General features: G+C 72.1%; 24 protein-coding genes. 13 read left to right on the top strand and 11 right to left on the bottom strand.

Annotated features, from left to right (window positions below; all coding sequences use genetic code 11):
• Positions 1-92: 92 nt before the first annotated feature.
• A complete protein-coding gene (locus ACQPWU_RS26385) occupies positions 93-959 on the bottom strand; it encodes a terpene synthase family protein (protein ID WP_433444391.1) in 867 nt (288 codons plus the stop codon).
• A 129-nt stretch (positions 960-1,088) separates the two neighbouring features.
• Positions 1,089-3,746, bottom strand: a complete 2,658-nt coding sequence (locus tag ACQPWU_RS26380) for a CHAT domain-containing protein (protein ID WP_433444390.1) — start codon at positions 3,744-3,746, stop codon at positions 1,089-1,091.
• Positions 3,747-3,826: 80 nt separating this feature from the next.
• Between ACQPWU_RS26380 and ACQPWU_RS26375 the strand changes: the two genes are divergently transcribed.
• From ACQPWU_RS26375 to ACQPWU_RS26365, 3 genes are all read left to right on the top strand, one after another.
• Positions 3,827-5,164: a S8/S53 family peptidase gene (locus tag ACQPWU_RS26375; protein WP_433444389.1), complete on the top strand. Its 1,338-nt coding sequence runs from the start codon at positions 3,827-3,829 to the stop codon at positions 5,162-5,164.
• A 73-nt stretch (positions 5,165-5,237) separates the two neighbouring features.
• Complete coding sequence (locus ACQPWU_RS26370; RefSeq protein WP_433444388.1) at positions 5,238-5,819, top strand: RNA polymerase sigma factor; 582 nt, start codon at positions 5,238-5,240, stop codon at positions 5,817-5,819.
• A 5-nt stretch (positions 5,820-5,824) separates the two neighbouring features.
• Positions 5,825-6,301 carry a hypothetical protein gene (locus tag ACQPWU_RS26365; protein WP_433444387.1) on the top strand — a complete coding sequence of 159 codons (477 nt, stop codon included), beginning with the start codon at positions 5,825-5,827 and terminating at the stop codon, positions 6,299-6,301.
• Here the strand turns inward: ACQPWU_RS26365 and ACQPWU_RS26360 are convergent.
• Together ACQPWU_RS26360 and ACQPWU_RS26355 are read right to left on the bottom strand one after the other, a co-directional pair.
• Positions 6,252-7,073 (bottom strand): protein phosphatase 2C domain-containing protein, encoded by an 822-nt coding sequence (locus ACQPWU_RS26360; RefSeq protein WP_433444386.1) that lies wholly within the window; start codon positions 7,071-7,073, stop codon positions 6,252-6,254. The genes ACQPWU_RS26365 and ACQPWU_RS26360 overlap by 50 nt on opposite strands.
• Before the next feature lie 149 nt (positions 7,074-7,222).
• Positions 7,223-8,317, bottom strand: a complete 1,095-nt coding sequence (locus tag ACQPWU_RS26355; RefSeq protein ID WP_433445293.1) for a M24 family metallopeptidase — start codon at positions 8,315-8,317, stop codon at positions 7,223-7,225.
• Positions 8,318-8,475: 158 nt separating this feature from the next.
• Here ACQPWU_RS26355 and ACQPWU_RS26350 point away from each other — a divergent pair, with 158 nt between their 5' ends.
• Positions 8,476-9,711, top strand: a complete 1,236-nt coding sequence (locus ACQPWU_RS26350; protein ID WP_433444385.1) for a PP2C family protein-serine/threonine phosphatase — start codon at positions 8,476-8,478, stop codon at positions 9,709-9,711.
• 35 nt (positions 9,712-9,746) lie between these two features.
• The gene (locus ACQPWU_RS26345; protein WP_433445292.1) at positions 9,747-10,640 is read left to right on the top strand and encodes a 5'-3' exonuclease; all 894 of its coding nucleotides are present in this window, start codon (positions 9,747-9,749) and stop codon (positions 10,638-10,640) included.
• 112 nt (positions 10,641-10,752) lie between these two features.
• Here the strand turns inward: ACQPWU_RS26345 and menD are convergent, their stop codons facing one another.
• Together menD and ACQPWU_RS26335 are read right to left on the bottom strand one after the other, a co-directional pair.
• A complete protein-coding gene (gene menD, locus ACQPWU_RS26340) occupies positions 10,753-12,420 on the bottom strand; it encodes a 2-succinyl-5-enolpyruvyl-6-hydroxy-3-cyclohexene-1-carboxylic-acid synthase (protein ID WP_433444384.1) in 1,668 nt (555 codons plus the stop codon).
• On the bottom strand, positions 12,417-13,310 hold the full coding sequence (locus ACQPWU_RS26335) for an o-succinylbenzoate synthase (RefSeq protein ID WP_433445291.1): 894 nt from the start codon (positions 13,308-13,310) through the stop codon (positions 12,417-12,419). Before ACQPWU_RS26335 ends, menD begins: the two co-directional genes overlap by 4 nt.
• 81 nt (positions 13,311-13,391) lie before the next feature.
• On the opposite strand from ACQPWU_RS26335, the gene ACQPWU_RS26330 reads away from it, so the two are divergent.
• The 3 genes from ACQPWU_RS26330 to ACQPWU_RS26320 all read left to right on the top strand — a co-directional run bounded on the left by ACQPWU_RS26330 (position 13,392) and on the right by ACQPWU_RS26320 (position 16,385).
• Positions 13,392-14,537, top strand: coding sequence for an AMP-binding protein (locus ACQPWU_RS26330; RefSeq protein ID WP_433444383.1), 1,146 nt, complete (start codon positions 13,392-13,394; stop codon positions 14,535-14,537).
• A gap of 43 nt (positions 14,538-14,580) precedes the next feature.
• Positions 14,581-14,883, top strand: a complete 303-nt coding sequence (locus ACQPWU_RS26325; protein ID WP_433444382.1) for a hypothetical protein — start codon at positions 14,581-14,583, stop codon at positions 14,881-14,883.
• 170 nt (positions 14,884-15,053) lie between these two features.
• Positions 15,054-16,385, top strand: coding sequence for an RNA polymerase sigma factor (locus ACQPWU_RS26320; RefSeq protein WP_433444381.1), 1,332 nt, complete (start codon positions 15,054-15,056; stop codon positions 16,383-16,385).
• Positions 16,386-16,718: 333 nt separating this feature from the next.
• On the opposite strand, the gene ACQPWU_RS26315 is transcribed toward ACQPWU_RS26320, so the two are convergent.
• Complete coding sequence (locus ACQPWU_RS26315) at positions 16,719-17,117, bottom strand: hypothetical protein (protein WP_433444380.1); 399 nt, start codon at positions 17,115-17,117, stop codon at positions 16,719-16,721.
• A gap of 114 nt (positions 17,118-17,231) precedes the next feature.
• On the opposite strand from ACQPWU_RS26315, the gene ACQPWU_RS26310 reads away from it, so the two are divergent.
• The gene (locus tag ACQPWU_RS26310; protein ID WP_433444379.1) at positions 17,232-17,792 is read left to right on the top strand and encodes a TetR/AcrR family transcriptional regulator C-terminal domain-containing protein; all 561 of its coding nucleotides are present in this window, start codon (positions 17,232-17,234) and stop codon (positions 17,790-17,792) included.
• Positions 17,793-17,994: 202 nt separating this feature from the next.
• A complete protein-coding gene (locus ACQPWU_RS26305) occupies positions 17,995-18,186 on the top strand; it encodes a DUF5999 family protein (protein ID WP_138669881.1) in 192 nt (63 codons plus the stop codon).
• Between the two features lies 1 nt (position 18,187).
• On the opposite strand, the gene ACQPWU_RS26300 is transcribed toward ACQPWU_RS26305, so the two are convergent.
• Positions 18,188-18,778, bottom strand: a complete 591-nt coding sequence (locus tag ACQPWU_RS26300) for an alpha/beta hydrolase family protein (RefSeq protein WP_433444378.1) — start codon at positions 18,776-18,778, stop codon at positions 18,188-18,190.
• Positions 18,779-18,860: 82 nt separating this feature from the next.
• On the opposite strand from ACQPWU_RS26300, the gene ACQPWU_RS26295 reads away from it, so the two are divergent.
• A complete protein-coding gene (locus ACQPWU_RS26295; protein WP_360708704.1) occupies positions 18,861-19,208 on the top strand; it encodes a hypothetical protein in 348 nt (115 codons plus the stop codon).
• A 53-nt stretch (positions 19,209-19,261) separates the two neighbouring features.
• On the opposite strand, the gene ACQPWU_RS26290 is transcribed toward ACQPWU_RS26295, so the two are convergent.
• Complete coding sequence (locus ACQPWU_RS26290; protein WP_433444377.1) at positions 19,262-19,717, bottom strand: Lrp/AsnC family transcriptional regulator; 456 nt, start codon at positions 19,715-19,717, stop codon at positions 19,262-19,264.
• Positions 19,718-19,810: 93 nt separating this feature from the next.
• Here ACQPWU_RS26290 and ACQPWU_RS26285 point away from each other — a divergent pair, with 93 nt between their 5' ends.
• Entirely contained in the window at positions 19,811-20,665 is an 855-nt protein-coding gene (locus tag ACQPWU_RS26285) for an LLM class flavin-dependent oxidoreductase (protein WP_433444376.1), read from the top strand.
• Positions 20,662-21,087: a nucleoside deaminase gene (locus tag ACQPWU_RS26280; protein WP_360708695.1), complete on the top strand. Its 426-nt coding sequence runs from the start codon at positions 20,662-20,664 to the stop codon at positions 21,085-21,087. The genes ACQPWU_RS26285 and ACQPWU_RS26280 overlap by 4 nt, the downstream gene beginning before the upstream one ends.
• 13 nt (positions 21,088-21,100) lie before the next feature.
• Here ACQPWU_RS26280 and ACQPWU_RS26275 read toward each other — a convergent pair whose 3' ends face one another.
• Positions 21,101-21,898 (bottom strand): tetratricopeptide repeat protein, encoded by a 798-nt coding sequence (locus tag ACQPWU_RS26275; RefSeq protein WP_433444375.1) that lies wholly within the window; start codon positions 21,896-21,898, stop codon positions 21,101-21,103.
• 111 nt (positions 21,899-22,009) lie between these two features.
• On the bottom strand, positions 22,010-24,835 hold the full coding sequence (gene gcvP / locus ACQPWU_RS26270) for an aminomethyl-transferring glycine dehydrogenase (RefSeq protein ID WP_433444374.1): 2,826 nt from the start codon (positions 24,833-24,835) through the stop codon (positions 22,010-22,012).
• Between the last annotated feature and the right edge of the window lie 17 nt (positions 24,836-24,852).

Genomic DNA, 24,852 nt, shown 5'->3' with positions numbered 1-24,852 from the left:
CTAAATGTCACGGTTTGTCGCCTGCCTCACCCTATTCGCCGGACCAACCGGCAATCTGTCAAGCATGCTTGTCATGGAATCCGACACGCCCTTTAACGTGCCGGACCGTAGCCCGAAATGCCGACGAAACCGGCATTGAATCCGATCTGTCTTCGCAGGTAGACGGCCGTGCGGGGGCTGCGGGCCCGTACCGGCTCGATGAGGCCGGCCGCCTCGCGCGCCAGCTCGGCCATCGCGTCGGTCACCTCGGCGCGGCTGACACCGAGCGCCAGCACGTTCAGGTCGCCCCAGCTCATGTCCCTGCGGTACGAGGCCACGTCTCCGAGCAGGTGCAGGTAGCGCTGAACCCGCCAGCTCACCGGCCGCAGCTCGTCCAGGTGAGCCTTCGCCCAGTCGTCGGCCGTGTAGATCCAGTGCGACACGTCCACGAAGCACGAGCCGCGGCTGTCGGCGTTGTCGAGATAGCCGTCGAGCGTGGGGACGGTGCGCGTGTCGCGCCACACCCACGCCCTGGCCATGCCCGCCAGCATCCTGGCGAGCTGGTCGCGCCAGAGCCAGCGCAGGCCGTCGAACTCCTTGACGGTGGCCAACTCGTCGCGCAGATCGGCCAGGAACCGCGTGACCGCCGACCGGGGCACGGCGCCGTCGGCGACGGACAGGCATTCGCTGGTCAGGCGGTTCACCTGCTCGCGGGTGGTCGCGGTGTGGTCCACGAGCCGGTCCACGGCCAGGACCCACAGAGCGGCCCGGTTGGCGACCTTCAGGCGCGCGGCGGTGGCCCAGGGGGCGCTGAAGGCCATGGAGAGGGTCAGTGCGCTGTAATCATCGGCGTTGAAGGCCGCCGCAGGGAACAGCCCCCTGTACATCTGGGCGCAGCGCCGCAGGTCTCTGCCGCACTCAGCGGCCAGCGCGCATGCCCTGCCGAGCTCGAACGCCTCGTCCAGCTCGTGGTCGGGCATCCTAAGGCCGCTCGATGAGCTCGCGGATCATGGGCGACCGTCCCCCAAATACCCCTGGGATATATGCATCTGTTAGGAAATTGTTTCATGATCACGCGCTTCCGATCAAGGTATCAGCAGCGTGGCCGATCAGCCCGCTCCGATGGCTATGAACGACACGTCGTCGCCCCTGGCCTGGCACAGCGCCTCGGCGAGGCCCAGCCCGCGGCGCAGGCCGTCGTGCAGGCCGACCATGACGGGCACGGCGGTCTCGTCGTTCACGGGGACGACGCTGGCGACGATTGCGGCGGTGCCGAGGCGGAGCAGGGCGGTCGCCAGGCCCAGCAGCTCGTCGGCGCCGACGGGGGCCATCTGGCCGGAATCGCAGCTGGAAAGGACGAGGTGGTGGGGGGCGCGGCGCAGGCGTTCGAGGTCGTAGCCGGTCAGCGGGCCGTCGTCGAGGTGGAGGGAGGAGAACAGCGGGCTGTCGGCCCTGAACGTGCCGTGCGCGGCCAGGTGGGCGAGCGGGCTGCCGTCGATGGCGTCGAGGACGGCGGGCGCCGTGGCCTGGCCCCCTGCCAGGACGGCGATGTCGCCGTGCAGCCGGGCGATCTCGCGTATCTCGGCGTCGGCGTGGGGGACGCCGGGCCCGCGTACGAGGGCGATGCGGCCCTCATCGGGACGGCGGGCGGCCCTGGCGCGCAGCCAGGCCCCTGCGGAGGGGGCGACGGTGAACGGCCGGCGGCGCAGGGAGGGCAGCAAGGCCCAGGGGGTGGTGTGCAGGGTGCTGGGCGGCACGACGACGAGCGGCTCCCCTCTCAACGGCCACGCGTCGCCGAGCGGCCCACCGGCGATCGGGCCGAGGAGCGCCTGTTCCAGGCGGGCGCCGAGGTCGTGGAGCTCGCGCTGGTCGGGGTGGCGTTCGTAGGCCAGGCGGCGGAGCCTGGAGCGGGCGAACTCGACCTCGGCGACGGCCCGATCCATCGGTCCCACGGTGTGACGGCGCACGGTGCCGTCCCCGCAGAGCAGGACGTGCAGGGTGCCGTCGACCGCGACCAACTCGACCAGCCGGCCTTCGCCCAGGGCGGCCAGGAGCTGTTCCGTCCGGTCGTCGTCGCGTTCGCTGCGCTCGCGGCCGCCGCGGGTGCGCAGCGTCGTGGCCCGTACGCGGGACTCCAGGCGGCTCCTGTCACGCTCGAGGGTCGCGGCCGAGGCGGCGCCGTCCTGGCGGGCCTGGGCCAGCAGGTGCTCGGCCTGCCGCAGGGCGGCGAGCTGGGCGAGGAGCCGGTCGTCCTCGGGCGGGCACACGGCGGGCACGGCGAGCTCGGTGGCCCGCCACCGCTCCGTCCAGGCCAGGAGGCGGCGCGGCCGTCCGGCGCGCAGGAGGTGCCGCTGGGCGAGCGTGACCAGCTCCGCGCCCTGGGCGGTGGCCAGCGCGCGTAACTCGGACGAGCCGAACGTGAGGCGATGCTCCTCGATGAGCGCCAGGCCGGCGCGGCACGCGTGCAGCAGACGGCGCGACTCCCCTGCCGCCTCGGCCCTGAGCGCCTCCGCCAGCCAGCCGCCCACCCGGGTCGTGGCGGGCCCCTTGTGCCTGACGTCCGCGGCCCTGGCCAGGTGCCGCTCGGCCGCGCCTGGCCTGCCCAGGACGAGCGCGATGCGGCCCGCCAGCAGATGCGCCTGCCACACCTCAGGCGACCCCAGCCCCGCCAGCCGCCCGGCGAGCCGCCGAGCCTCGGCGAGCAGCTTCCGCCAGGCCGCACCGCCATCGGGCGACGCCCCACCCCCGGCAGCGGCCCGCGCCTCGAGGGGTGCCCCGTTCCCGGTCAGGGTGGCGTGTTCGGCTTGGAGGAGGATGAGGCGGGCGTGTTCGGACCACCAGGTGCGGTGCTGGCGGGCGAACAGCCGCCGGGCCTCCCCCGCCCGTTCCATGGCCGTGACCGGGTCGGCGCTCTGGAGAGCGGCCCGGGCGGCGATGAGCAGGAGCTCGGCGCGCCGGGTCGCCTGCCCGCGCAGCCGCGCCAGCAGGCGCAGCCCCCCGTCCGCCTGCTCCAGGGCGTCCCTGGCGAGCCCCGCGGCGAGCAGCACCGCGCACCGGTCGGCGATCAGGTCGAACATCGGCGTGCCCAGCGCGCCGAACCGCCGTTCAGCCTCGTCCAGCAGGTCCAGCGCCGCGGGCAGGTCTCCCGTGCGGAACGCCGCCACCCCCCGGTTCTGCACGGCCACGGCCGAGTCGTGCTCCTGCCGGGTCGTGCCCAGCATGTCGTGGGCCGTACGGAAGTCCGCCTCGGCCGGAGCGACGGAGCCCAGGGCGAGCTGGACGTGCCCGCGCAGGGTCATCGCCCGCGCCGCCCACACCGTGTCGCGCGCCGCCAGCAGGGCGGGCACCGCGTCCCGCAGGTCGTCGAGCGCCTCCGCGTGCCGCCCCAGGATCCAGCGCGCCCCCGCGCGGCGGAACAGCACCCGCGCCCGGGTCGTCCCGTCCGCCCGCGCCGCCGCCGAGTCGAGCGCCGACAACCCCGCTCTGGAGCGCCCGGCGTGCAGCAGCGCGATGCCCAGCGTGGCCAGCACGTCGGCCTCGCGGTCGGCCGAGCCCGCGCGCCGCGCCAGGCGTACGGCCTGCCGCAGCTCCCGGATGGCCGCCTCGAGGTCGCCGAACTCGCGGTGCAGGATCCCCAGCGCCTGCCTGGCGATCGAGGACTCGTACGGTCCGCGCCCCGCGGCCAGCATCGCCTTGGCGGACGCCAGGGCCTCACGGGGCCTCGCGAAGACCATGGCCAGCAGGTCATGCGGATCTTCACGGGACACGAGTCGATGGTAGACCCGTGCTGTATCAGCCGGCCCTCTGGCCGCTCATACACACGTACACGCTAAGAGGGACGGAGAGCATGGCCACATCGGACACCCGATTCTGGGAGCAGCTGGAGATCATCAACGCCGCCCTGCCGGACGGCATGCGCGCGGCGGCGGGCCCGGAGGGGGCCGCCCCGGGCTCCGACGTCCAGCCGCTCTTCGCCCACCTCGACGAGCACGTCCTGGTACGCGACGCCGACGCGCACCGGGCCGCCGCGGCCGTCCAGGGCCTGCTGCCGGGCCCCGACGCGGTCCGCGTGGCCGGGCCGAGGAGCGCGGGCCGCAGCTCCGTACGCAGGCTCTGCGTCGGCTCGCGGGACCTCCACCGCACCGTCGAGCACCTGGCCGGTGAGAACATCGAGTCGAGCCTCGTCCACTTCGTGTCCGTCGCGGGTGTCAACCTGTGCCCGGGCGACGAGCCGGTCCCGAGCGCGGGGCCGCTCAATCCGCCCCTCTCCGGCCGCGACCGGGGCGAGAACGTGACCGTCGCCGTCCTCGACACCGGCCTCGTCCACGACTACCTCGACCACCAGTGGCTGGCCCAGAGCTCGGGCATGCCGAACATCCCGCCGGTGACCGGCGACGTCACCGCCCCCGGCGACGAACTGGACACCTACGGCCTCATCAAGCCGTACGTGGGCCACGGCACGTTCATCGCCGGCGTGCTGCGCTGCGTGGCCCCCGCCGCCGACGTGCGCGTCTACAACGCCTTCCCGTACGCCGGCGCCGCCCTGGAGGACGAGCTGGGCCTGACCCTGCTCCGGACGCTGGACGCCCACGGATGGCCGGACATCGTCGCCCTGTCCGCCGGCACCAGGAGCCAGAACGCCGGCGCGCTGCTCGGCCTGGCCGCCTTCATGGACGAGCTGGCCGCCCACCCGGGCACGCTCCTGGTGGCCGCGGCGGGCAACGACGGCGAGACGCTGCCGTTCTGGCCGGCCGCGTACGCCGCGGAGCCGGTCAACGCCTCCGGCGACGTGGTGATCTCGGTGGGCGCGCTACGCGAGGACGGGCTCGGCCGGGCCTGCTTCAGCAACCACGGGGACTGGGTCACGGTGTACGCGCCGGGCGAGCGCCTGGTCAACGCCTTCACCTCCGGCCCCTACCAGTACGGCTACCCGCACCGCACCACCTGCCGCTTCTCCGACCAGGGCCTCTACCCGGGCTGCACCTGCCTGGCGACGCTGCAGGACGGCGACAAGGCGACGTTCACCGGCCTGGCGGAGTGGAGCGGCACGTCGTTCGCGACGCCGATCGTGGCCGGGCTGGTGGCGGCCCGCATGTCGCAGGAGAAGGTGTCCTCCCGGGTGGCCGCGGCGCAGCTCATGGCGGGGCGGCTGGCCGTACCGGATCTGAGCGGTTTGCTCAGATGAGGGTGAGTTATCGGCTCAGCGGCGGGATGCCCCATATATTGGGCATCCCACCTGAACACAGGGAGCCGCCGCCGTGGACGACACCGCAACTCTGGTCGCGGCTGCCGCGGACGGCGACGCGGGCGCGTGGAAGGAGCTCTACCAGCGCTTCAGCGGGCTGGTGTGGGCCGTGGCGCGGAGCTACCTCGTGAACGCCGCCGACGCCCAGGACGTGTGCCAGACGACCTGGTACCGCTTCGCCGAACACCTGACCAGGCTCAGAGATCCCGCGCGGGCCGGCTCCTGGCTGGCCAGCACCGCCAGGCACGAGGCGCTGCGCGTCCTGCGCACCGGCGGCAGGGCCCTTCCGGTCGGCGACCTGGAGCTGCTGGGGATGGACGTCGACGAGCGCTCGCCGGAGCTCCTGCTGCTGGAGGCCGAGGAGGAGAACGAGCGGGCCGAGCGCGAACAGGCGCTGTGGAGCGCGTTCGAGGAGCTGCCGGAGCGCTGCCGCCGGCTGCTGCGCGTCCTCATCGCCTCGCCGCGGCCGAGCTATCAGGAAATCGCGGACGGGCTGGACATGGCGGTCGGCAGCATCGGGCCCAACAGGGGGCGGTGCCTCAAGCGGCTGGGCGTGCTGATGAACCAGCGCGGCGTGAGCGACATCCGGGGGTGAACGGCATGGACGACGCCATGAACGACGCCGTGAACGACGCTGTGGACGACGGGGACATGGAGCTGGAGGAACTCCTCCGGGCGACCGCCGAGCGGCTCGACCCGGTCCCGGCGGAGCTGTTCGAGGAGGCGATGCGGGCGTATGCGCTCAGGTCCCTGGACGCGGAGCTGGCCGAGCTGATGTTCGACTCGTGGGACGAGCTGTCGGCGACCCGGGTGCGGGGTGGGGGGCGGGCGCGGCTGCTGACGTTCGCGGCGGGCGAGGTGGTGGTCGAGCTGGAGGTGGCCGGCGGGCGGCTGGTGGGGCGGCTGTCGGGCGGCGGGCCGGCGGACATCGTGGTGCAGCGCCGCGACGGCGGTACGCGCGTGCGCGCGGACGAGCTGGGCCGGTTCACCACAGGGGAACTCGCGCCGGGGCCGCTGCGGCTACGGGTCAGCCCCGAGCGCGGCGGCCCGGTGGTGACCACCTGGATCCTGATCTGACTTCCTCGGGGGTCCGGGATCCGACCCGGCCCCAGGCGGCGGTGGCGTCGTCATGCCGCTTGCCCCGCACCGGTCCCCGGGTTCTCTCGAGCTCCCGTACCGCCCGGATCACCGCCTCCGGTCCCTCCCCCTCCAGCGCCGTCACGAGGTCACCCCAGCTCCACCCGTACCACTCGACGAGCCGCGACACCCCGTCGGTGAGCACCCCCACTCCGCGCACGTCCACCACCGCACCGCACACCCCTTGCCGGGCCGCCTCAGGGCGACTGCCCGCCACCCAGAACCCGCCGGGCGCGTTGCGCATCCGCCGCACCAGCTCCACCGTGTACGGCCGCCCGCCCGGCAGCCCCTCCAACCGGTCGTCACTCACCACCCGGACCCCGCCGCCCGCCGGCGCGAAGACGACCGGCGAGTCCCCGAGCACGAGGTACTCCACACGTCCCCGGACGCTGCGCACCATGGCCACCGTCGCGGACGGCGAGTCGGGGTTGCCGAGGTCGCAGGTGCCGGAGTGCGCCGCCATCGTCGCCTCGATGGCCGCCTCCAGCATGCCGGTCAGCGACGTTTCCGGCCGGTCGGCCACCAGCCCCGCCGCCAGCGCGCTCCCGAGCCGCGCCACCAGCCACGGCACATCGTGCACGCACCCGCTGTCCACCCCGGCCGCCGCCGTGGCCCCGTCGAGCACGACGATCCACGACGGCCCGGCGATCACCAGGTCCTCGTTGGGCCGTTCTGACCCGGGCCGGCTGGCGTAGGTGACCTCCGCGAACATGACAGCGACTGTGCCACACCAACGCGCCACCCCGCCTGGCAGCCCACCTCCGGGCCGTTCAGGAATGTCACGCAAGGCACCCAAGCCCGGGCCGGGCGTCAGCCGGCCCACCACCTCGCCGGTCAAGGGGTGGGCCGCCCTTGGCTCACCTACACGATGACAAGGTCGCGGGGTGTGTTGTTGAGGCGTTCCGCGCCCGCGTCCGTGCACACCACGATGTCCTCGATTCGGGCCCCGTGCCGGCCGGGCAGGTAGATCCCCGGCTCCACCGAGAACGCGAAGCCCGGCTCCATCGGCGCCCCGTTGCCCGAGACGATGTAGGGCTCCTCATGCGTCTCGATGCCGATCCCGTGCCCGGTCCGGTGGATGAAGTAGTCGCCGTACCCCGCCTCCGCGATGATGTCGCGGGCGGCCGCGTCGATCGACTCGCACGACACCCCAGGCCGCGCCGCCGCGCAGGCCGCGTCCTGCGCCCGGCGCAGCACCTCGTAGTACGCGCTGAACTCCGCGGGCGGCTCCCCGACGCTGTACGTGCGGGTCGAGTCCGAGCAGTATCCGTTCGGCAGCTGGCCGCCGATGTCGACCACGACCGGCTCGCCCGCCTGGATCACCCGGTCGGACACGTCGTGATGCGGGCTGGCGCCGTTCGGTCCGGAGGCGACGATGACGAAGTCGACCGTCGCGTGGCCCGTCGCCAGGATCGCCTCCGCGATGTCCCTGCCGACCTCGCGCTCGGTGCGCCCGGCCCGCAGGAACTCCGGCACGCGCCGGTGCACCGCGTCGATCGCCTCTCCGGCCTCGCGCAGCGCGGCGACCTCCGCGGGCGACTTGCGCATGCGCAGCTCCCGCAGGACGGTCCCGGCCAGCACCTGCTCGGACTCCGGCAGCACCTCGCGGAAGCGCAGCGACGACATGGCCCACATCCGGTCGGCCAGCCCCACCTTGCCGACCCGCCCGAGCCGGGCGGCCACGAGGGCGTACGGGTCGTCGGTCTCGTCCCACGCCACGAACTCCAGCCCCAGCCGCGAGGCGGGCGACGCCTCCGCCGCGGGCAGCTCCAGGCGGGGCACCATCATGTACGGGTCACCGGTGGCGGGCACCACGAGGCATGTCAGCCGCTCCAGCGGCTTGGCTTCATATCCGCTCACATAACGCAGATCCGGCCCGGGCGTCAGCAGGAGGGCGTCGAGACCGGCCTTGGCGGTGGCCTCCTGGACGGCGGCGAGACGGGACACGGGATACAAGTCTGAGGACGTCACAGCCCATAATCTACTCGGACCGCGCCCTCTAAAATCCGCGAAAAGCTCTCACAACACAGCAGCCCATCGCTACACTCCGTCCAGAGTTGATCACGTAGTGTGGGGTCAATTGTCCAGTTCGACTGCACTTCGAGAGTAGGACCATGGTCGACGTCATCGGCGCGGCCGAGCTGCTCAGCCACGAAAGCCACCACAGCCACGGCAGCGACGGCAGCGACGGCAGCGACGCCGAGATGCTCGCCGCCCGGCTGGCGCACGCACAGCGGCTCGGCAACATGGGCTGGGCGGAGTGGCACATGCACACCGGCGAGACGATCTGGTCCGGCCAGGTGTACCTGATCTTCGGCCGCGACCCCGCCGACGGCCCGATCGCCCTGCCCGAGCTGGCCAAACACGTCGAACATGACGACGTGGGCACCCTCAGCCGGCTCCTGTGGTCGGCCATGGAAGGCGTCGAGCCGGTCCAGGCCGAGTTCCGCATCCGGCGCGGAGGCGAGCTGCGCGACCTGCGCGTCGTGCTCGAACCGCTCATGGGCCCCGGCGGCCCCGTGGGCCTGCACGGCGTCATCCAGGACATCACCGGCCGCCGCCGCGCCGAACGCATGATGTCGGAGTCACGCCGCCAGCTCCTGGAAGCCCGCGAACAGGCCGCCGAGGAACGCCACGTCATGCTCGCCCTGCGCGACGCCATCCTCCCCGACTACGCCGGACGCCTCGACCTGCCGCACGCCAACGTCGCGGTCCGGTACGTGCCCGCCGAGAAGACCGCGAACCTGGGCGGCGACTGGTTCGAGGCCGCCCCCGCCGCCGACGGACGCCTGCTGCTGGCCATCGGCGACGTCTCCGGCCACGGACTGCCCGCCATCGCCCACATGGCCCAGCTCCGCCACGCCCTCGTCGGCCTCGCCATGACCGGCCAGCCCGCGCACCGGCTCCTGGCCTGGCTGAACGACCTCGTCCTGCACCAGCTCAAGGAGACCACCGCCACCGCGATCATCGGCCATCTGGATCCGGAGACCCGCGTGCTCGCCTGGAGCCAGGCGGGCAACCTGGCGCCCATCCTCGTGCGCGACGGGGTCGCCAGCCAGCTCACTCAGCCGCGCGGCGTGCTGCTCGGCGCCGCCTCGGAGCGCCCGTACGAGCTGGCGACCACCCGGCTGCTGCCCGGGGACCTGCTGCTGATGTTCACCGACGGGCTGGTCGAGCGGCGCACCCGCGACATCGACGTCGGCCTCGACCTGGCCCTGGCAGCCGCCCGCGACGTGCCCGCCCGCGACCTGGACGCCGGGCTCGACCACCTCCTGGCCGACATCGGCGGCCCGAACCCCGAGGACGACGCCTGCCTCCTGGCGGTGGCCGTACCTGGGCAAAGCATGTAAGGGCTTGTCAGGGGTGCGACCATAGACGCGTGCTGATGCTTCTCGACACCCCGTCGCTCTACTTCCGCGCCTTCTTCGGCGTGCCGGAGTCGATCAAGGCCCCCGACGGCTCCCCGGTCAACGCCGTACGCGGCCTCATCGACATGATCGCCACCCTCGTCCGCCAGCACTCCCCCACCGCGCTCGCGGCCACCATGGACGCCGACTGGCGGCCGGCCTTCCGCGTCAACGCGATCCCGACGTACAAGGCGCACCGGGTCGCCCACGGCGACGCCGAAGAGGTGCCGGAGGCGCTCGTCCCGCAGATCGCGGTCATCCAGGAGGTGCTCGACGCCGTCGGCATCGCCCGCCTGGAGTCGCCCGGCTTCGAGGCCGACGACGTGATCGGCACCCTCACCCACCAGGCCACGGGCGCCGTCGACATCGTGACCGGCGACCGCGACCTGTTCCAGCTCGTCGACGACGCCCGCCCCGTACGCGTCCTCTACACCGCCCGAGGCATCCGCAACCTGCAGATCGTGGACGAGGCGTTCGTGACCGCCAAATACGGCATCCCCGGGCGCGCCTACGCCGACTTCGCCACTCTGCGCGGCGACCCCAGCGACGGCCTGCCCGGCGTCGCCGGCGTCGGCGAGAAGACCGCCGCCGCTCTCATCACCCGCTTCGGCTCGCTCGACGCCCTGCTCGAAGCCCTCGACGCGGGCGCCACCGACGGATTCCCCGCGGGCAGCCGCACCCGCCTGGCCGCCGCCCGCGACTACCTGAGCGCCGCCCCCGCCGTCGTCAAGGTGGCCCCCGACGCGCCGCTGCCGCCCGCCGACCTCACTCTGCCCGCCAAGCCGCGCGACCCGGAGGCCCTCGTACGGCTCGCCGACCGCTACGGCCTGGACAGCCCGCTCAACCGCCTCCTCGACGCGCTCGGCGCCTAGGCCGCTCTTCGCCGCACGTCAGCACGGCCGTCCTGTGCCTCCCCGCCCGGCCGCACTTTCGACGGGTCCCTGCGGGAGGTGGCAGGTGATGCGGCGAAGCCGGTGGAGCCGATCAGTGCTGATCGTCGAGGAAGGAGTGGACGGCCTCCTGCGCGACCTCCCGCAGGCGGGCGTGCACGATCGCGTTCTCCTCGCGGTCGGTGCGCACCTCCACCACGCGCGGCCCCTCCCCGCGCAGCGCCTTGGGCAGGTCGCTGATGTCCCCCACCAGCGTGTACGGCGTGCCCGTCGCGGCCGCCACATAGCCGAGGTCCACCCCGTGCGGCGTGCCGAACACCCGCTCGAACGGGTCGCGCACCGCCGCCTGGGGCAGCAGCGAGAAGATGCCGCCGCCGTCGTTGTTGACGACCACGTAGCACAGGTCGGGGCGGGGCTCGCGCGGCCCCAGGATCAGCCCGTTCTGGTCGTGCAGGAACGACAGGTCGCCGATCAGCGCGTAGGAGGGCCCGTTGTGCGCCAGCGCCGCCCCCATCGCCGCGGACACCACGCCGTCGATGCCGGAGGCGCCCCTGCTGGCCATCAGCCTGATGCCGCGCCGCGGCCGCATCGCCTGGTCCAGGTCGCGGATGGGCATCGAGGAGCCGCAGAACAGCAGCGCGCCGTTCGGCAGCGAGTCGACCAGGTCCCTCGCCAGGCGCGGCTCGCTCGTGCCGGACGCGTCCAGCACCGCGTCCATCGACGACCTGACCGCCAGGTCGGCCTGCCGCCAGGCGTGCAGCCACGTGTCGTCGCCGGCGGCCACCGGGATCTCCACGGCCTGCGCCACCTGCGTGGCCGACCGGGTCGGGTCGGGCCAGCGGGCCAGGTCGGGCGCCACCACGATGTGCTCCCCCGCCCGCTTCAGCCACGACAGCAGCGGCCTCGACAACCCCGGCCGCCCGAGCGTCACGACCACGTCGGGCCTGTGCGAGTCGGCGAACTCCGGCGTGCCCAGCAGGTAGTGGTAGGTCGAGATGGCGTGGTCGCCGTAACGGCCGCCGCCGTTCGGCTCGGACAGCACCGGCCAGCCCGCCATGCCCGCCGCCGCGACGTATCGGCGCACGTTCGCCGCGCCGTCGCCGACCACCAGCACGCCGCGCCTGGTCGGCGGGATGTGCAGGGCGACCGGCGGGGGCGCGACCCTGGCGCGCACCCACGGGCCGTTGGCGCCGCCGTCGAGCGGCTCGCACCACGAGGAGTCGCCGTCGGGGATCAGCGGCTCCCTGAACGCCAGGTTCAGGTGAACGGGCCCCGGGTCGGACGGGCCCAGGGCGCGCTGATAGGCGCGGCAGGCCAGCGAACGCCAGTAGGCCACCTGCCCGGGACGGTCCTCGGGCACCCCCACCTCGGCGAACCACCGGGCCGCGGTGCCGAACAGCTTCATCTGGTCGATCGTCTGGTTGGCGCCGGTGCCGCGCAGCTCGGGCGGCCGGTCGGCGGTCAGCACCAGCAGCGGCACGCCCGATTCACCCGCCTCGATCACGGCCGGGTGGAAGTTCGCCACGGCCGTGCCGGACGAGCAGATCAGCGCCACGGGCCGCTCGGAGCGCTTGGCCAGCCCCAGCGCCAGGAACGACGCCGACCGCTCGTCGATGCGCACGTGCAGGCGCACCCGCGACTCGGCGTGCAGGGCCAGCGCCAGAGGGGCCGAGCGCGAGCCGGGGGCCAGCACCACGTCGGTCAGGCCGCAGCGCACCAGCTCGTCGACCAGCACCGTGGCCAGCGCGGTAGCGGGGTTCAAAGTGACGCCTCCTGCATCCGGCGAAGCCACTGGGGAGATTCAATCTCAAATGCCGACAAATGCTGAAAATTCACCGAGGGACGGCGTACCGTCAGGCATCCGTCCACGGGCGCCAGCGAATCGTCCACGACGTCGCCCGTCAGCAGCGCCATCGTGCCGAGCCCGCACGCGTACGGCAACGACGGCAGCGCCGCCGCCAGCGCCAGACCCGCCGCCAGCCCCACGGACGTCTCCACGGCGCTGGAGACCACGGCGGGCAGCCCGCACGCCTCCACCACCCGCAGCGCGCTGCGCACGCCGCCGAGCGGCTGCACCTTGACCACCGCGATGTCGGCGGCCTCCGCCGCCCGCACCCGCAGCGGGTCCTCGGCCCTGCGGATGGACTCGTCGGCCGCGATCGGCACGTCGCACGCCCGCCGCACCGCCGCCAGCTCCTCCAGCGTGGCACACGGCTGCTCGGCGTATTCCAGGTCGAACCGGTCGAGCCGCTTCAGCCGCCGCACCGCCTCGTCGACGTCCCACGCGCCGTTGGCGTCGACCCGCAGCCGGCCGCCCGGCCCGAGCGCGTCACGCACGGCCTCCACCCTGGCCACGTCGTCGTCGAACGTCTGACCGCGCTCGGCCACCTTCACCTTGGCCGTGCCGCAGCCGGACCACCGGACGATGTCGTACGCCTGCTCAGGCCCCACAGCGGGCACGGTCGCGTTGACGGGGACGCTGTCGCGCACCGGCTCGGGCCATCCCTCGAACGCCGCCTCACGGGCGCATGCCAGCCAACGGGCGCACTCGCGCGGGCCGTACTCCGGGAACGGGGAGAACTCCCCCCACCCCGCGGGACCGTGCAGCAGCACGCCTTCCCTGACGGTCTGCCCACGGAACCGCGTGCGCATGGGGATGCGGAAGACCACGGGAGAACGCGTCACGACCCTCCCTGCGCCTCAATCCGACCTGTCGCCACTAACCTTACGAGCATGTGGAGGAACCCGTCGCATCCGGACCGTCCGCTGCATGCCATTGTGCAGCCTCCCGGCCCTGCCCTGTTCAGGGCCGTCCGCGACGCCCTGTCGGGCGAGGGCCCGGCCGTGCTCCCCCTGGCTCCCGGCCAGTCCGAGGCCGCCATCGCCGCCCTGCGCCCCACCCACGTCAACGGCGCGCTCCAGAGCGACGGCACGGGCGTGCCCTCCGACGTGGCGGTCGTGATCGCCACCAGCGGCAGCACCGGCGCGCCCAAGGGCGTGATGCTCTCGGCCACCGCGCTGCGCGCCTCCGCCGCGGCCTCGCTGCGCCGCGTGGAGGCCTCCAAGGGCGAGCGCTGGCTGTGCTGCCTGCCCGTCTCCCACATCTCCGGCCTCCAGGTCCTGGTACGCGCCCTGCTGTCGGACAGCGAGCCGATCATCCACGCCAGGTTCGACCCTGACGAGGTCCTTCGCTCGGGGGCCGGCCACGTCTCCCTCGTCCCCACCCAGCTCCACCGGCTGGTCGAGCTGGGGGCGGACCTTTCGGTGTTCCGCACGATCCTGCTCGGCGGCGCCGCGCCCAGGCCGGGCCTGGTGGACCAGGCCCGTGACCTCGGTGCCCGGGTCGTGACGACGTACGGGATGAGCGAGACGTGCGGCGGCTGCGTGTACGACGGCCAGCCCCTTTACAATGTAGATCTCAAGATCGGCGAGGACGGCCTGATCAGGATCTCCGGGCCCGTGCTGTTCTCGGGCTACCGCTTCGGCGGGCCCGATCCGTTCGACGGCGGCTGGTTCCGCACCTCCGACCTGGGCGAACTGACCGGCGGCCGGCTGCGCGTGCTGGGCCGGGCCGACGACGTGATCAACACCGGCGGCGAGAAGGTCGTGGCGGCCGCCGTGGTCACGGTGCTCTGCACCCACCCCGAGGTGGCCGACGCGGCCGTGGTCGGCACGCCCGACCTGGAATGGGGCGAGCGTGTCACCGCCGTGGTGGTCCCCGCCAACCCCGACACGCCCCCTACGCTTGCTCAATTGCGGGCATACTGCCGCGATAGGCTTCCCTCTCACGCCGCACCACGCGATCTTCGCCTGGTGCCCCAGCTCCCGTTGCTGCCGAACGGCAAGACCGATTTGGTACGGCTTCGGGCAGGAACCTGACGAGTTGCGGCTGCGTCAAATTGGGGAGAAGGAGGGAGCCTTCATGGATCAGACCCGCAAGATGTGGGCATCCGCGGCAGTCGTCGGCGCGATCGTCGCCGGAGGCGCCTCAATCGCGGCGGCCGCCTCGGCGGGCAAGCTCGACCAGGTCGCGAAGGAGACCAGAGCCGTGGTGGAGAAGGCGTCACCGTCCCCGACGGCCGGCGATGACGGCATCGTGGTCTCGCACGAGGTCAATCCCGACCCTCGCACCGTCATCGACTACTGGACGGACCAGCGCATGCAGGACGCCCAGCCGATGCCCATGCCCGAAGTCTCGGCTGGAGAGATCGAGGTTCGGGAATAAGACTCAGGGGAAGGGGGCGGTCGTTCCTTTGGGGCGATCCGCCCCTTTTTCGTCCCCCCGGGAACAAATGACGGCGATTGGCGTTATTGATACTGGTGCGCCGTGCGGACAGAAGCCGCCCCACCACAACCTGCCTGATCGCTTCGACTCCGTACGGAGGAGGTGTCCTCATGCCCAGAACCGCCGTAGCGACCCCACCTGCGACTCTCGACCAACTGATTGAACGAGGGCGAGCCCAGGGTCACCTTTCTCTGGCGGAGCTGCGTGACGCGTTCGCGGAGGCCGGTATCAGCCCCTCTGAAGGCCGCACGATCCTGCGCGAGCTCTCGGAGAGCGGCGTGAGCCTGGCTGCCGAGAACGAACCGTCTCTCAGCAAGACCGCCCCTAAGAAGACGCCCAGGAAGCCTGCGCGTGCAAAGACTACCGGCCGCAAGGTGGCCGAGGCAAAAACCGCCACGGAAACCGCCGCCAAGGCTGTGACCCCGTCCGAGACGAAGCCGGAGCACGAGGAGGACGTCCCTGAAGACCTCGCTCTGAGCTCCGACGACGCCGAAATCGAGAACGAGCAGATCGACCTGGACGACACGCAGTCGGCCATGGGCGACTCCGTGCACACCTACCTGAAGTCCATCGGCCGCCGCACCCTGCTCACAGCCGCGCAGGAGGTCGAACTGGCCCGGCGGATCGAGGCGGGCCTGTACGCCGAGTACAAGCTGGAGACGCAGCCCGACCTGTCCCCCTCCTACCGGGAGGACCTGCTTCTGGTCGTCGAGGACGGCAAGCAGGCCAAGGACCACATGCTGGAGGCCAACCTCCGGCTCGTGGTGTCGGTCGCCAAGAAGTACACCGACCGCGGCATGTCCCTCCTGGACGTGGTCCAGGAGGGCAACCTGGGGCTGATCAGGGCGGTGGAGAAGTTCGACTACACCAAGGGGTTCAAGTTCTCCACGTACGCCATGTGGTGGATCAGGCAGGCCATCCAGCGCGGCTTCGCCGACTCGGCCCGTACGATCCGGCTGCCCGTGCACGTCCTGGAGATGCTGTCCAAGCTGTCGCGCATCGAGCGTGACATGCACCAGCGCCTGGGGCGCGAACCCACGCCCGAGGAGCTGGCCGTCGAGCTCGACAAGACGCCGGACCAGATCGAGGAGCTGCTGCGGACGAGCCGTCAGCCGATCTCGCTCAACGCGACGATCGGTGAGGACGGGGAGACCACGATCGGCGACCTCATCGAGGACGTCGACTCGCCGGAGGCCTCGGAGATCGTCGACCGCCAGCTGCTGGGCGACCAGCTGCGTGGCGTCCTCGACAACCTCTCGCCCCGGGAGTCGAAGATCATGGCCCTGCGCTTCGGCCTGGTGGACGGCAAGCCGCACACGCTGGACGAGATCGGCAAGCACCTGGGGCTGACGCGGGAGCGGATCCGCCAGCTGGAGAAGGAGTCCCTCTCCAAGCTCCGCCACCCGAGCAACACCCGTCCGCTGCTCGACTGGGCCAGCTGACATTCCGGGAAGCCCCGGCACAACGAGGGAGGATGTGCCGGGGCTTCACCGTGTCCGGCCCCAGACGGCCTACCGGCCTCGCGCGCGGCGGGGCCATGCCGACGGCTCTCGCCTTGCGGGCCCGCGTCGGCGAGACGCCCGGCGAAGGGACTCGGCGCAAGGCCCCCCGCCACTCCCGCCCGCGGCCGGCAGCGCCAAACGCAACAGCACAAGACACCTGCCGCACGCGTGGCGTCGAACCGCTCCTCACCGGCCCGGCACTCGTGCGGGCGTGGGTGACAGCGGCGTAGTTCGGCCGCCGCGAGGCCCTGGAAACCGCCAGAAACCTTTGTGTCAGAGGGTCGCGGGCACCGAACGGGGCACGCGGGGGATCCCCCACAGCCGGTTGTCCTCGCGGAGCGTGCGCAGCCGATCGACCTCGGCCGTCCACATGGCCCCCGCGGGCGTCGCCTTGGCCTTGCGGCGCGCGATCCGGTTGTCGTACGACTTCACCCCGAACGTGGACCGCTGCCCCGCCTCGGCGGCACGCAGCGCGTCCGTCAGCGTACGGTCGAACTCCCGCCCGGCGGCCAGCAGCTCGATCTCGTCGGCAGCGGCGGCCCGCAGCTCCCGCACCGTCTCCTCGGCCCGGCGAGCCTTCTCGAGCAACTCGGGATAGCTCTTGGAGATCTCCTGGTCCGCGTGGTAGCGAACCTCAGCCTCCCGGCTCACCCGCGGACGGAAAAACGCCATCGAACCTGCCCCTTCACGCTGCCATTACTCGTTCAAGCGCCAAGGGTACGCCGTCGCGCGACACAGCGGGAAATCGGCCCGGCGCGGCGGCCTTTACGAAGTAAGATGATCTCCATGCCCGCCAAGAGACCGCCCGTCCCGCTCTCCCGCGAGCGCATCATCGAGGCCGCGCTCCACATCGCCGACAGCCAGGGCCTGCGCCGGCTCACCATGCGCCGCCTGGGCGACGCCCTGCAGGTGGAGGCCATGGCCATCTACCACCACCTGCCCCGGGGCAAGGAGGCGCTGATGGACGCCCTGGCCGAGCACGTGACCACGGTCCACGTCGAGCAGGGGCCCTCCTGGCAGGAGACCGCAAAGGCATGGTGCAGAGCGGAGAGGGAGCTCCTGCGCGAGCATCCGGGCGTACTCGCACTGGCCCTGACCAAACCGCCCAAAGGCGCTACAGCCCTCGCCATCAGGGAGCAGACGGAGCAACTGACCGAAGGCGGCCTGCCCGGCGCGGCGGAGGCCGTACGCGCGCTGCGGGCCTTCGTGTTCGGGAGTGTGGCCGTCGAGGTGCAGCAGTCGGGCTGGGCCGATCCCGAGGTTGACGAGTGGGTCAGGCGTGACGAAAGAGCCGATGTGGATTTCGAGCGCGGACTCGACGCTCTGCTCAAGGGATTGCAAAGGTAGTGCGCGTGTCACGCTTGGCCCGTTATTCTGCATAAGGCACGCTGTGTCGAAGGTCACACGACCGGGCAAATCTCCCGTAACGGGTCCGCAACGGGCTATGCCGAGAGTGTGACATCCGTCGCACACTTGCCAGTACAACTATCCGAGCCGGCTCCCGGACCCTCCAAACGGGAGCATCCCACGAGATATCGGAGGCACGCCGATGTGCCCGCACGACCCGGCCTGTCCGGATGCCGAGGCGCCTGACCGCGAGAAGGCACGCACTCTCGCCTGCCACCCCGAGCAGGGGTGGAGCCTGCTCTGCAACGGCGTCGTCCTGTTCGAGGACACCGGGGAGCTTCTTCCCAGCGGCGCCACCATCGAACCGCACCGGCCCGTCGTCGGCGCCGCGTGAACTACGCGTAGTGGACGATCCACTCCGCCACGACCTCGCCCACCCGGGCGGGGTCCTTTTTCAGATCATGTCCCTCTCCCGGCAGCACCACCAGGCGTGCGGCGTCCTCGGCCTCCGGCACGCCGAACGGATCCCGGTCCCCGTTGACCACCAGCACGTCCACCCCGGCGCCACGTAGCTCATCGGCCCTGGAGCGTTCCGGCTTCCCCGGCGGGTGCAGCGGAAAGGCCAGCGCCACCACCGCGGCCGCGCCGACCGCCCTGGCCGTACGGCAGGCCACCCGCGCCCCGTTGCTCCGCCCGCCCTGCACGACAGGCAGCCCGGGCCGGCGCTTACGCAACTCCTTGAGCACGATCTCCCAGGCCTCGTCCTGCCTGACCGCAGAGCCCGGCGCCCGCGCCCCCGCCACCCTGAACGCCTGCGTCACCCTGGCCACCGTGGCCCCGGCCCTCAACGCGGCGTCCCGTACGGCCAGCAGGTCGGGAGCGTCCACTCCCCCGGACGACCCATGGGTGAGCACCAGCAGCAGCCGCGGCTCCGCGACCTCGTCCATTTGGACGAGCGCCGGCCCTCGCGGGGTCATGACCTCCATGCCAGCACCGTACCTGGGGAGGATCTCACGTTAGCTCTCAGGTCGGATGACGGCGTGCCGTACGCGGTGGATGATTGCTCACATGCCAGACACGCGCCCCATCCGGGATGAACTGCAGGCCACGCTGGACGCCCGCCGCGACCTGGGTCCCGAGTACGAAGCCGCGCTCGTCGAGTCGTTCGTGGAGCGCCTCGACGCCACGATCTCCGCCCGCGTGCGGGCCGAGCTGGACCATCACGGCGCCGCGCCGCGCAAGAAGAGCACTCCGGGCGCCGCCATGATCCCGATCGCGCTGGGCTCGATGGGCATCGGCATCCCGCTGACGGCCATCGCGGCGGGCTACGCGGGTCTGACGGGGCTGACGATCGCGTGGATCGCGATCGTGATCATCAACGTGGCCGCCGCCGGAGCCGTGATGCGCCGCAACTGAACCTCGCGGGTACTCGGCGCAGGCCACGGGAGTGCCCCGCCGTGCACGTGCCATCAGGCGTCCGGCGGGCGCTGCGGACCGCGGTACGTCAGCGTCTGGCTGTAAACGATGCTGGTCGTCGTGCTTCCGAACTCGGCGAGCTCGCCGACCAGCCGTTCCAAATGCCGCATGGACGCCGCGGCGACCTTCAGCGTGTAGCAGTCGTCGCCGGTGGTCCGCAGGCACTCCAGGATCTCCATCCGCTCGGAGAGCAGCCGGTGCAGCGGCTCGTGCCGGTTGCCCGGGTACTTGAGGCGTACGACGGCGAGCACCGCGAACCCGGCCTTCTCCAGGTCGACGTCGGCGTGGTAGCCGGCGATGACGCCCATCGACTCCAGGCGTCTCACCCGTTCGGTCGTCGCCGAGGAACTGAGGTTCACGCGCCGGGCCAGTTCGGTGAACGGGACGCGGCCGTCTCGTTGGAGCTCTACGAGGATCGTCCAGTCGGTCGCGTCGAGATTCTCGGCCATCCGGCAAACATACCGGCAGAATCCCGGATATCTTCCGCTTATGCCGGAAGGAATCTCTTAATCACATGGTGATCGCCTGGATAGCCTGAACCAGTGCGAATAGGTGTGAACGTTCCGAACTTCGGGCCCGGCACCGACCCCGGCGTCCTGCGTGGCTGGGCGCAGACGGTGGAGGGGCTGGGCTTCGATCTGCTGATGGTCTCCGACCATGTCGTGGTGACGCCCGATGTCGCCGAGCAGTATCCCGCGCCGTTCTATGAGCCGTTCACCACCCTCGCCTGGCTCGCCGGCATCACCGGCCGGGTCCGGCTCGGGACCACGGTGCTCATAGCGCCGTACCGGCACCCGCTCCTGACCGCCCGCATGGCCGCCAACCTCAACCAGCTCAGCGGCGGCCGGCTGGTCCTCGGTGTGGCCTCCGGCTGGGCCCGGCAGGAGTTCGCGGCGCTGGGCGTGCCGTTCGGCCGGCGCGGGAAACTCACCGACGACACCCTCCTGGCGATCCGGGCCGCCCGGGACGACACCGAGGACTACCGCGCCGGACCGATACCGCTCTGGATCGGCGGCAACAGCGACGCCGGCATCCGCCGGGCGGTTCGCCTCGGCGACGCGTGGCACCCGCTCCGCAACACTCTCCCCTGGCTGCGCGACGCCGTTGACCGGGTGAAGGCCATCGCCGGTGACCGGCCGGCACCTGCCTTCGTCCCGCGCATCATCCTGCGGATCACCCGATCGCAGGTCACCGGTCCCGACCGCCTCGCCGGCGAGGGCACCATCGGCCAGGTCATAGAGGACCTCGAACAGCTACGGCTGCTCGGCGCCGAGACGGTCGTGCTCGACCCGTTCGACGGCGACCCGGACGAGACCCTCCACCCCGAGGCGAAATGGCAGATGCTCGCCGCCGTCGCCGCTCATTGGGACCTTCACCCGCGAATGGAGCAACTGTGACACAGGACGAGGAACGACTTCTGCGCCGTGCGATCGAGCTCGCCGCCGCGGCTCGGGCGGGCGGCAACCCGCCGTTCGGCTCGCTGCTGGCAGGTCCGGACGGCCGCGTGCTCGCCGAGGAGCGGAACACCACACTCACCGACGCCGACATCAGCGCGCATCCCGAGCTGAAACTGGCCCGCTGGGCGGCCCGCGAGCTCGATCCCGCCACCGCGGCCGCCACGACCATGTACACGAGCTGCCAGCCCTGCACCATGTGCACGGGGGCGATCCAGCGGTCCGGGCTCGGCCGCGTCGTGTTCGCCCTCTCCGAGGAGCAGCTCACCGGCCTCAAACCGGGTGGCGGCTGGCCGCATGTGCCGCATGAGGGCCCGGGCCTGTATGAGGAGGCGCGCGTCCCGGTCGAGGGGTACTACCAGTGAGCCTGGCTCTCGGTCAGGTGTCGCGGTGGTAGCGGAGGCGGACCTCGGCGGCGAGGGTCTCGTCCTCGTGCTCCAGCCCGTACGACCACACCCGGCCCGCGTCGTCGTCGCGTCCCCGTAGCGGCAGGGTCCGGGCCAGGAGCTCGATGGCCAGGGCGCTGGTCTGCGGATCCGCACCGTACTCGACGCTCTCCGCGAACTCCGCGCAGGCCAGATCCAGATGTACGATCCCGAGCTGGACCCGCAGCCCCGGCACCTCCTCGGGCGGAGCGACCTCGAGGGCGTCCATGAGCACGTCGGCCGCCGCCCCGGGCTCCCCCTGCTCCAGCAGCAGGCCGGCCAGCTGCTGGGCGGCGTGGGCGCCGACGTACGGGTCACCGGCCTCCATGGCGGCGCGCAGCTCCTCCTCGGCCTCGGCCGGGTTGCCGGAGCCCACGGCCAGCCGGGCCAGCGCGAGGTGGGCCAGCGGCACGTATGTGGCCGTACCGACCCCCAGGACGGCCTGCCAGGCGGCCCTGGCCTGCTCGGGCCGCCCCTCCCGCTCGAACCCCTGAGCCAGGTGGCAGGCGGCCTGGGCGGCGTATTCCGGGTGTCCGGTGGCCAGCGCGGTCCTGGCGGCGGCCCTGGCGGCCTCCACGTCGCCGCGCTCCTCCAGCACCACGGCGAGCCCGACGGCCGCCTGAGCCCGGTCGGGACCGTCGGGGTCGGCGACCAGCTCGGCGAGTATGGCGGCGGCGCCGTCCAGGTCGCCGCTCTCGGCCAGGCGGCGGGCGATGTCGAGAGGCGGGGTCTCCAGCTCTGAGGACGTCAAGAGAGCTCCTTCTGGCGACGGTCGCACCGAGCCTAACGACTTCTGTCGATCATGTCTGCTCAGTTGACGCGGATGGACTGACCGGCTTCGGACGCCGCCCCGCCTGATCTCCTAGTCCTCGTACGCCTCCAGCGGAGGGCACGAGCACACCAGGTTGCGGTCACCGTACGCCTGGTCGATCCGCCGCACCGGCACCCAGTACTTCCCGTCCCGCAACGACGGCACCGGATAGGCCGCCTCGGAACGCGAGTAGGGGTGCCGCCACTCGTCCGCGCTGACCGACTCGGCCGTGTGCGGCGCGTTGCGCAGCGGGTTGTCCGTCTTGTCGTACTCGCCGGACGCCACCTTGGAGATCTCCCCGCGGATGGCGATCATCGCGTCCACGAACCGGTCGAGCTCCCCGAGGTCCTCGCTCTCCGTCGGCTCGATCATCAGCGTCCCGGCGACGGGGAAGGACATGGTGGGCGCGTGGAAGCCGTAGTCGATGAGGCGCTTGGCCACGTCGTCCACGGTGACCCCGGTCTCCTTGGTGATCTGCCGCAGGTCGACGATGCACTCGTGGGCCACCAGCCCGCCGCGCCCCGTGTAGAGCACGGGGTAGTGCGGGGCGAGCCTCCTGGCCAGGTAGTTCGCCGACAGGATGGCCTGCTCGGTGGCCGCCGTGAGCCCCTCCGAGCCCATCATCCTGATGTACGCCCACGAGATCGGCAGGATCCCCGCCGACCCGTACGGCGCCGCCGAGACGGGCCCCACCGGCGTGCCGTTGTGCAGCGGGTGGCCGGGCAGGTAGGCAGCCAGGTGGCCGCGTACCGCGACGGGGCCGACGCCGGGACCGCCGCCCCCGTGCGGGATGCAGAACGTCTTGTGCAGGTTGAGGTGGGACACGTCGGCCCCGAACTCGCCCGGCTTGGCCAACCCGACGAGCGCGTTGAGGTTGGCCCCGTCCACGTAGACCTGGCCGCCGGCGTCGTGCACCTTGGCGCACACCTCGGTGATCGTCTCCTCGTACACTCCGTGCGTCGAGGGGTACGTCACCATGATCGCGGCGAGCTGGTCACGGTGCTTGTCGATCTTGGCGTCGAGGTCGGCCAGGTCGACGTTGCCGTCGGAGTCGCAGGCCACGACCACGACCCGCATGCCCGCCATGATGGCGCTGGCCGCGTTGGTGCCGTGCGCCGAGGACGGGATGAGGCAGACGTCGCGCCCGTCCTGGCCGTTGGCGCGGTGGTAGGCGCGGATGGCCAGCAGCCCGGCGAACTCCCCTTGCGAGCCGGCGTTCGGCTGGATGGAGACGCGGTCGTAGCCGGTCACCTCGGCCAGCCAGTCCTCCAGCGTGCCGATCAGTTCCCGGTAGCCCTCAGCCTGCTCGTCGGGCGCGTACGGGTGGATCGCGGCGAACTCCGGCCAGGTGATCGGCTCCATCTCGGTGGTCGCGTTCAGCTTCATCGTGCAGGAGCCGAGCGGGATCATCGAGCGGTCGAGGGCGATGTCCTTGTCCTGAAGCTTGCGCAGGTAACGCAGCATCGCGGTCTCGGAGCGGTGGCTGTGGAAGACCGGGTGGGTCAGGTACGCCGACTCGCGCGGCAGCGAGGCGGGCAACGCGTCGGCGTCCAGGTCCACGTCGGTGCGCTCGATCCCGAACGCGGCCCACACCTTGGCCACCTCGGCGGCCCCGGTCTTCTCGTCGCAGGAGATGGACACGTGGTCGTCGTTGGCCTGCCAGAGGTTGACGCCCCGCTCGGCGGCGGCGGCGACCACGGCGGCGGCCCGGCCGGGAACGCGTACGAGCACGGTGTCGAAGAACTCGGGGTGCACGACCTCCAGCCCCGCCTGGCGCAGCCCTCCCGCAAGGGCCACGGCGTGCCGGTGCACCCGGTGGGCGATCCCGCGCAGCCCCTCGGGGCCGTGGTAGACGGCGTACATGCTGGCGATGACGGCGAGCAGGACCTGCGCGGTGCAGATGTTGCTGGTGGCCTTCTCGCGGCGGATGTGCTGCTCGCGGGTCTGCAGGGCCAGCCGGTAGGCGGGGTCGCCGTCGGCGTCCACCGACACACCGACGAGCCGCCCGGGGAGCTGGCGCTGCAGGCCCTCGCGTACGGACATGTACGCGGCGTGCGGCCCGCCGAACCCGAACGGCACCCCGAACCGCTGCGAGGACCCGATCGCGATGTCGGCGCCCAGCTCGCCGGGGGCGGCCACGATCGTCAGGGCCAGCAGGTCGGCGGCGGCCACGACGAGCGCGCCCGCCTCGTGCGCGGCGGCGGCCACGGCGCGGAAGTCGCGCAGCCGGCCCGACGCGCCCGGGTACTGCACGAGCACGCCGAAGCACTCGGGCAGCTCACCCTCGAGGGAGTGCTCGACCAGCTCGATGCCGAGGGGCTCGGCCCGGGTGGCGAGCACGGCCTTGGTCTGCGGCAGCGCGTCGGCGTCCACCACGAACACGTCGCTCTTGGACTTGCCCGCGCGGCGGGCCAGCGTCATCGCCTCGGCGGCCGCCGTGCCCTCGTCGAGGAGGGAGGCGCCCGCGACGGGCAGGCCCGTCAGGTCGGAGACGACGGTCTGGAAGTTCAGCAGCGCCTCGAGGCGGCCCTGCGAGATCTCCGGCTGGTACGGGGTGTAGGCGGTGTACCAGCCCGGGTTCTCCAGCAGGCTGCGGCGGATGACGGCGGGCGTGATCGTGTCGTAGTAGCCCAGGCCGATCATCGAGGTGAGCACGCGGTTGCGCCCGGCCAGGGCGCGCAGTTCGGCGATGGCCTCGGCCTCCCCGACGGCGGCGGGCAGATTGAGCCGGTCCTTGGCCCTGATGGCCTCGGGAACGGCCACGGCCACCAGATCCGCCACGGACTCGAAGCCCACGGTCTCGAGCATGCGCTGCTGCTCGGACTCCGACGGGCCGATGTGCCTGGATGAGAACGGCGGGGCTGACAGGTCGGTCATGAAAAGTGCCTCCCGAG

The organism is Nonomuraea sp. CA-141351, assembly GCF_050944675.1.
Classification (GTDB): domain Bacteria; phylum Actinomycetota; class Actinomycetes; order Streptosporangiales; family Streptosporangiaceae; genus Nonomuraea.
The sequence above is the reverse complement of the archived record's forward strand: the minus strand, read 5'-3'. Positions and strand labels throughout refer to the sequence as shown.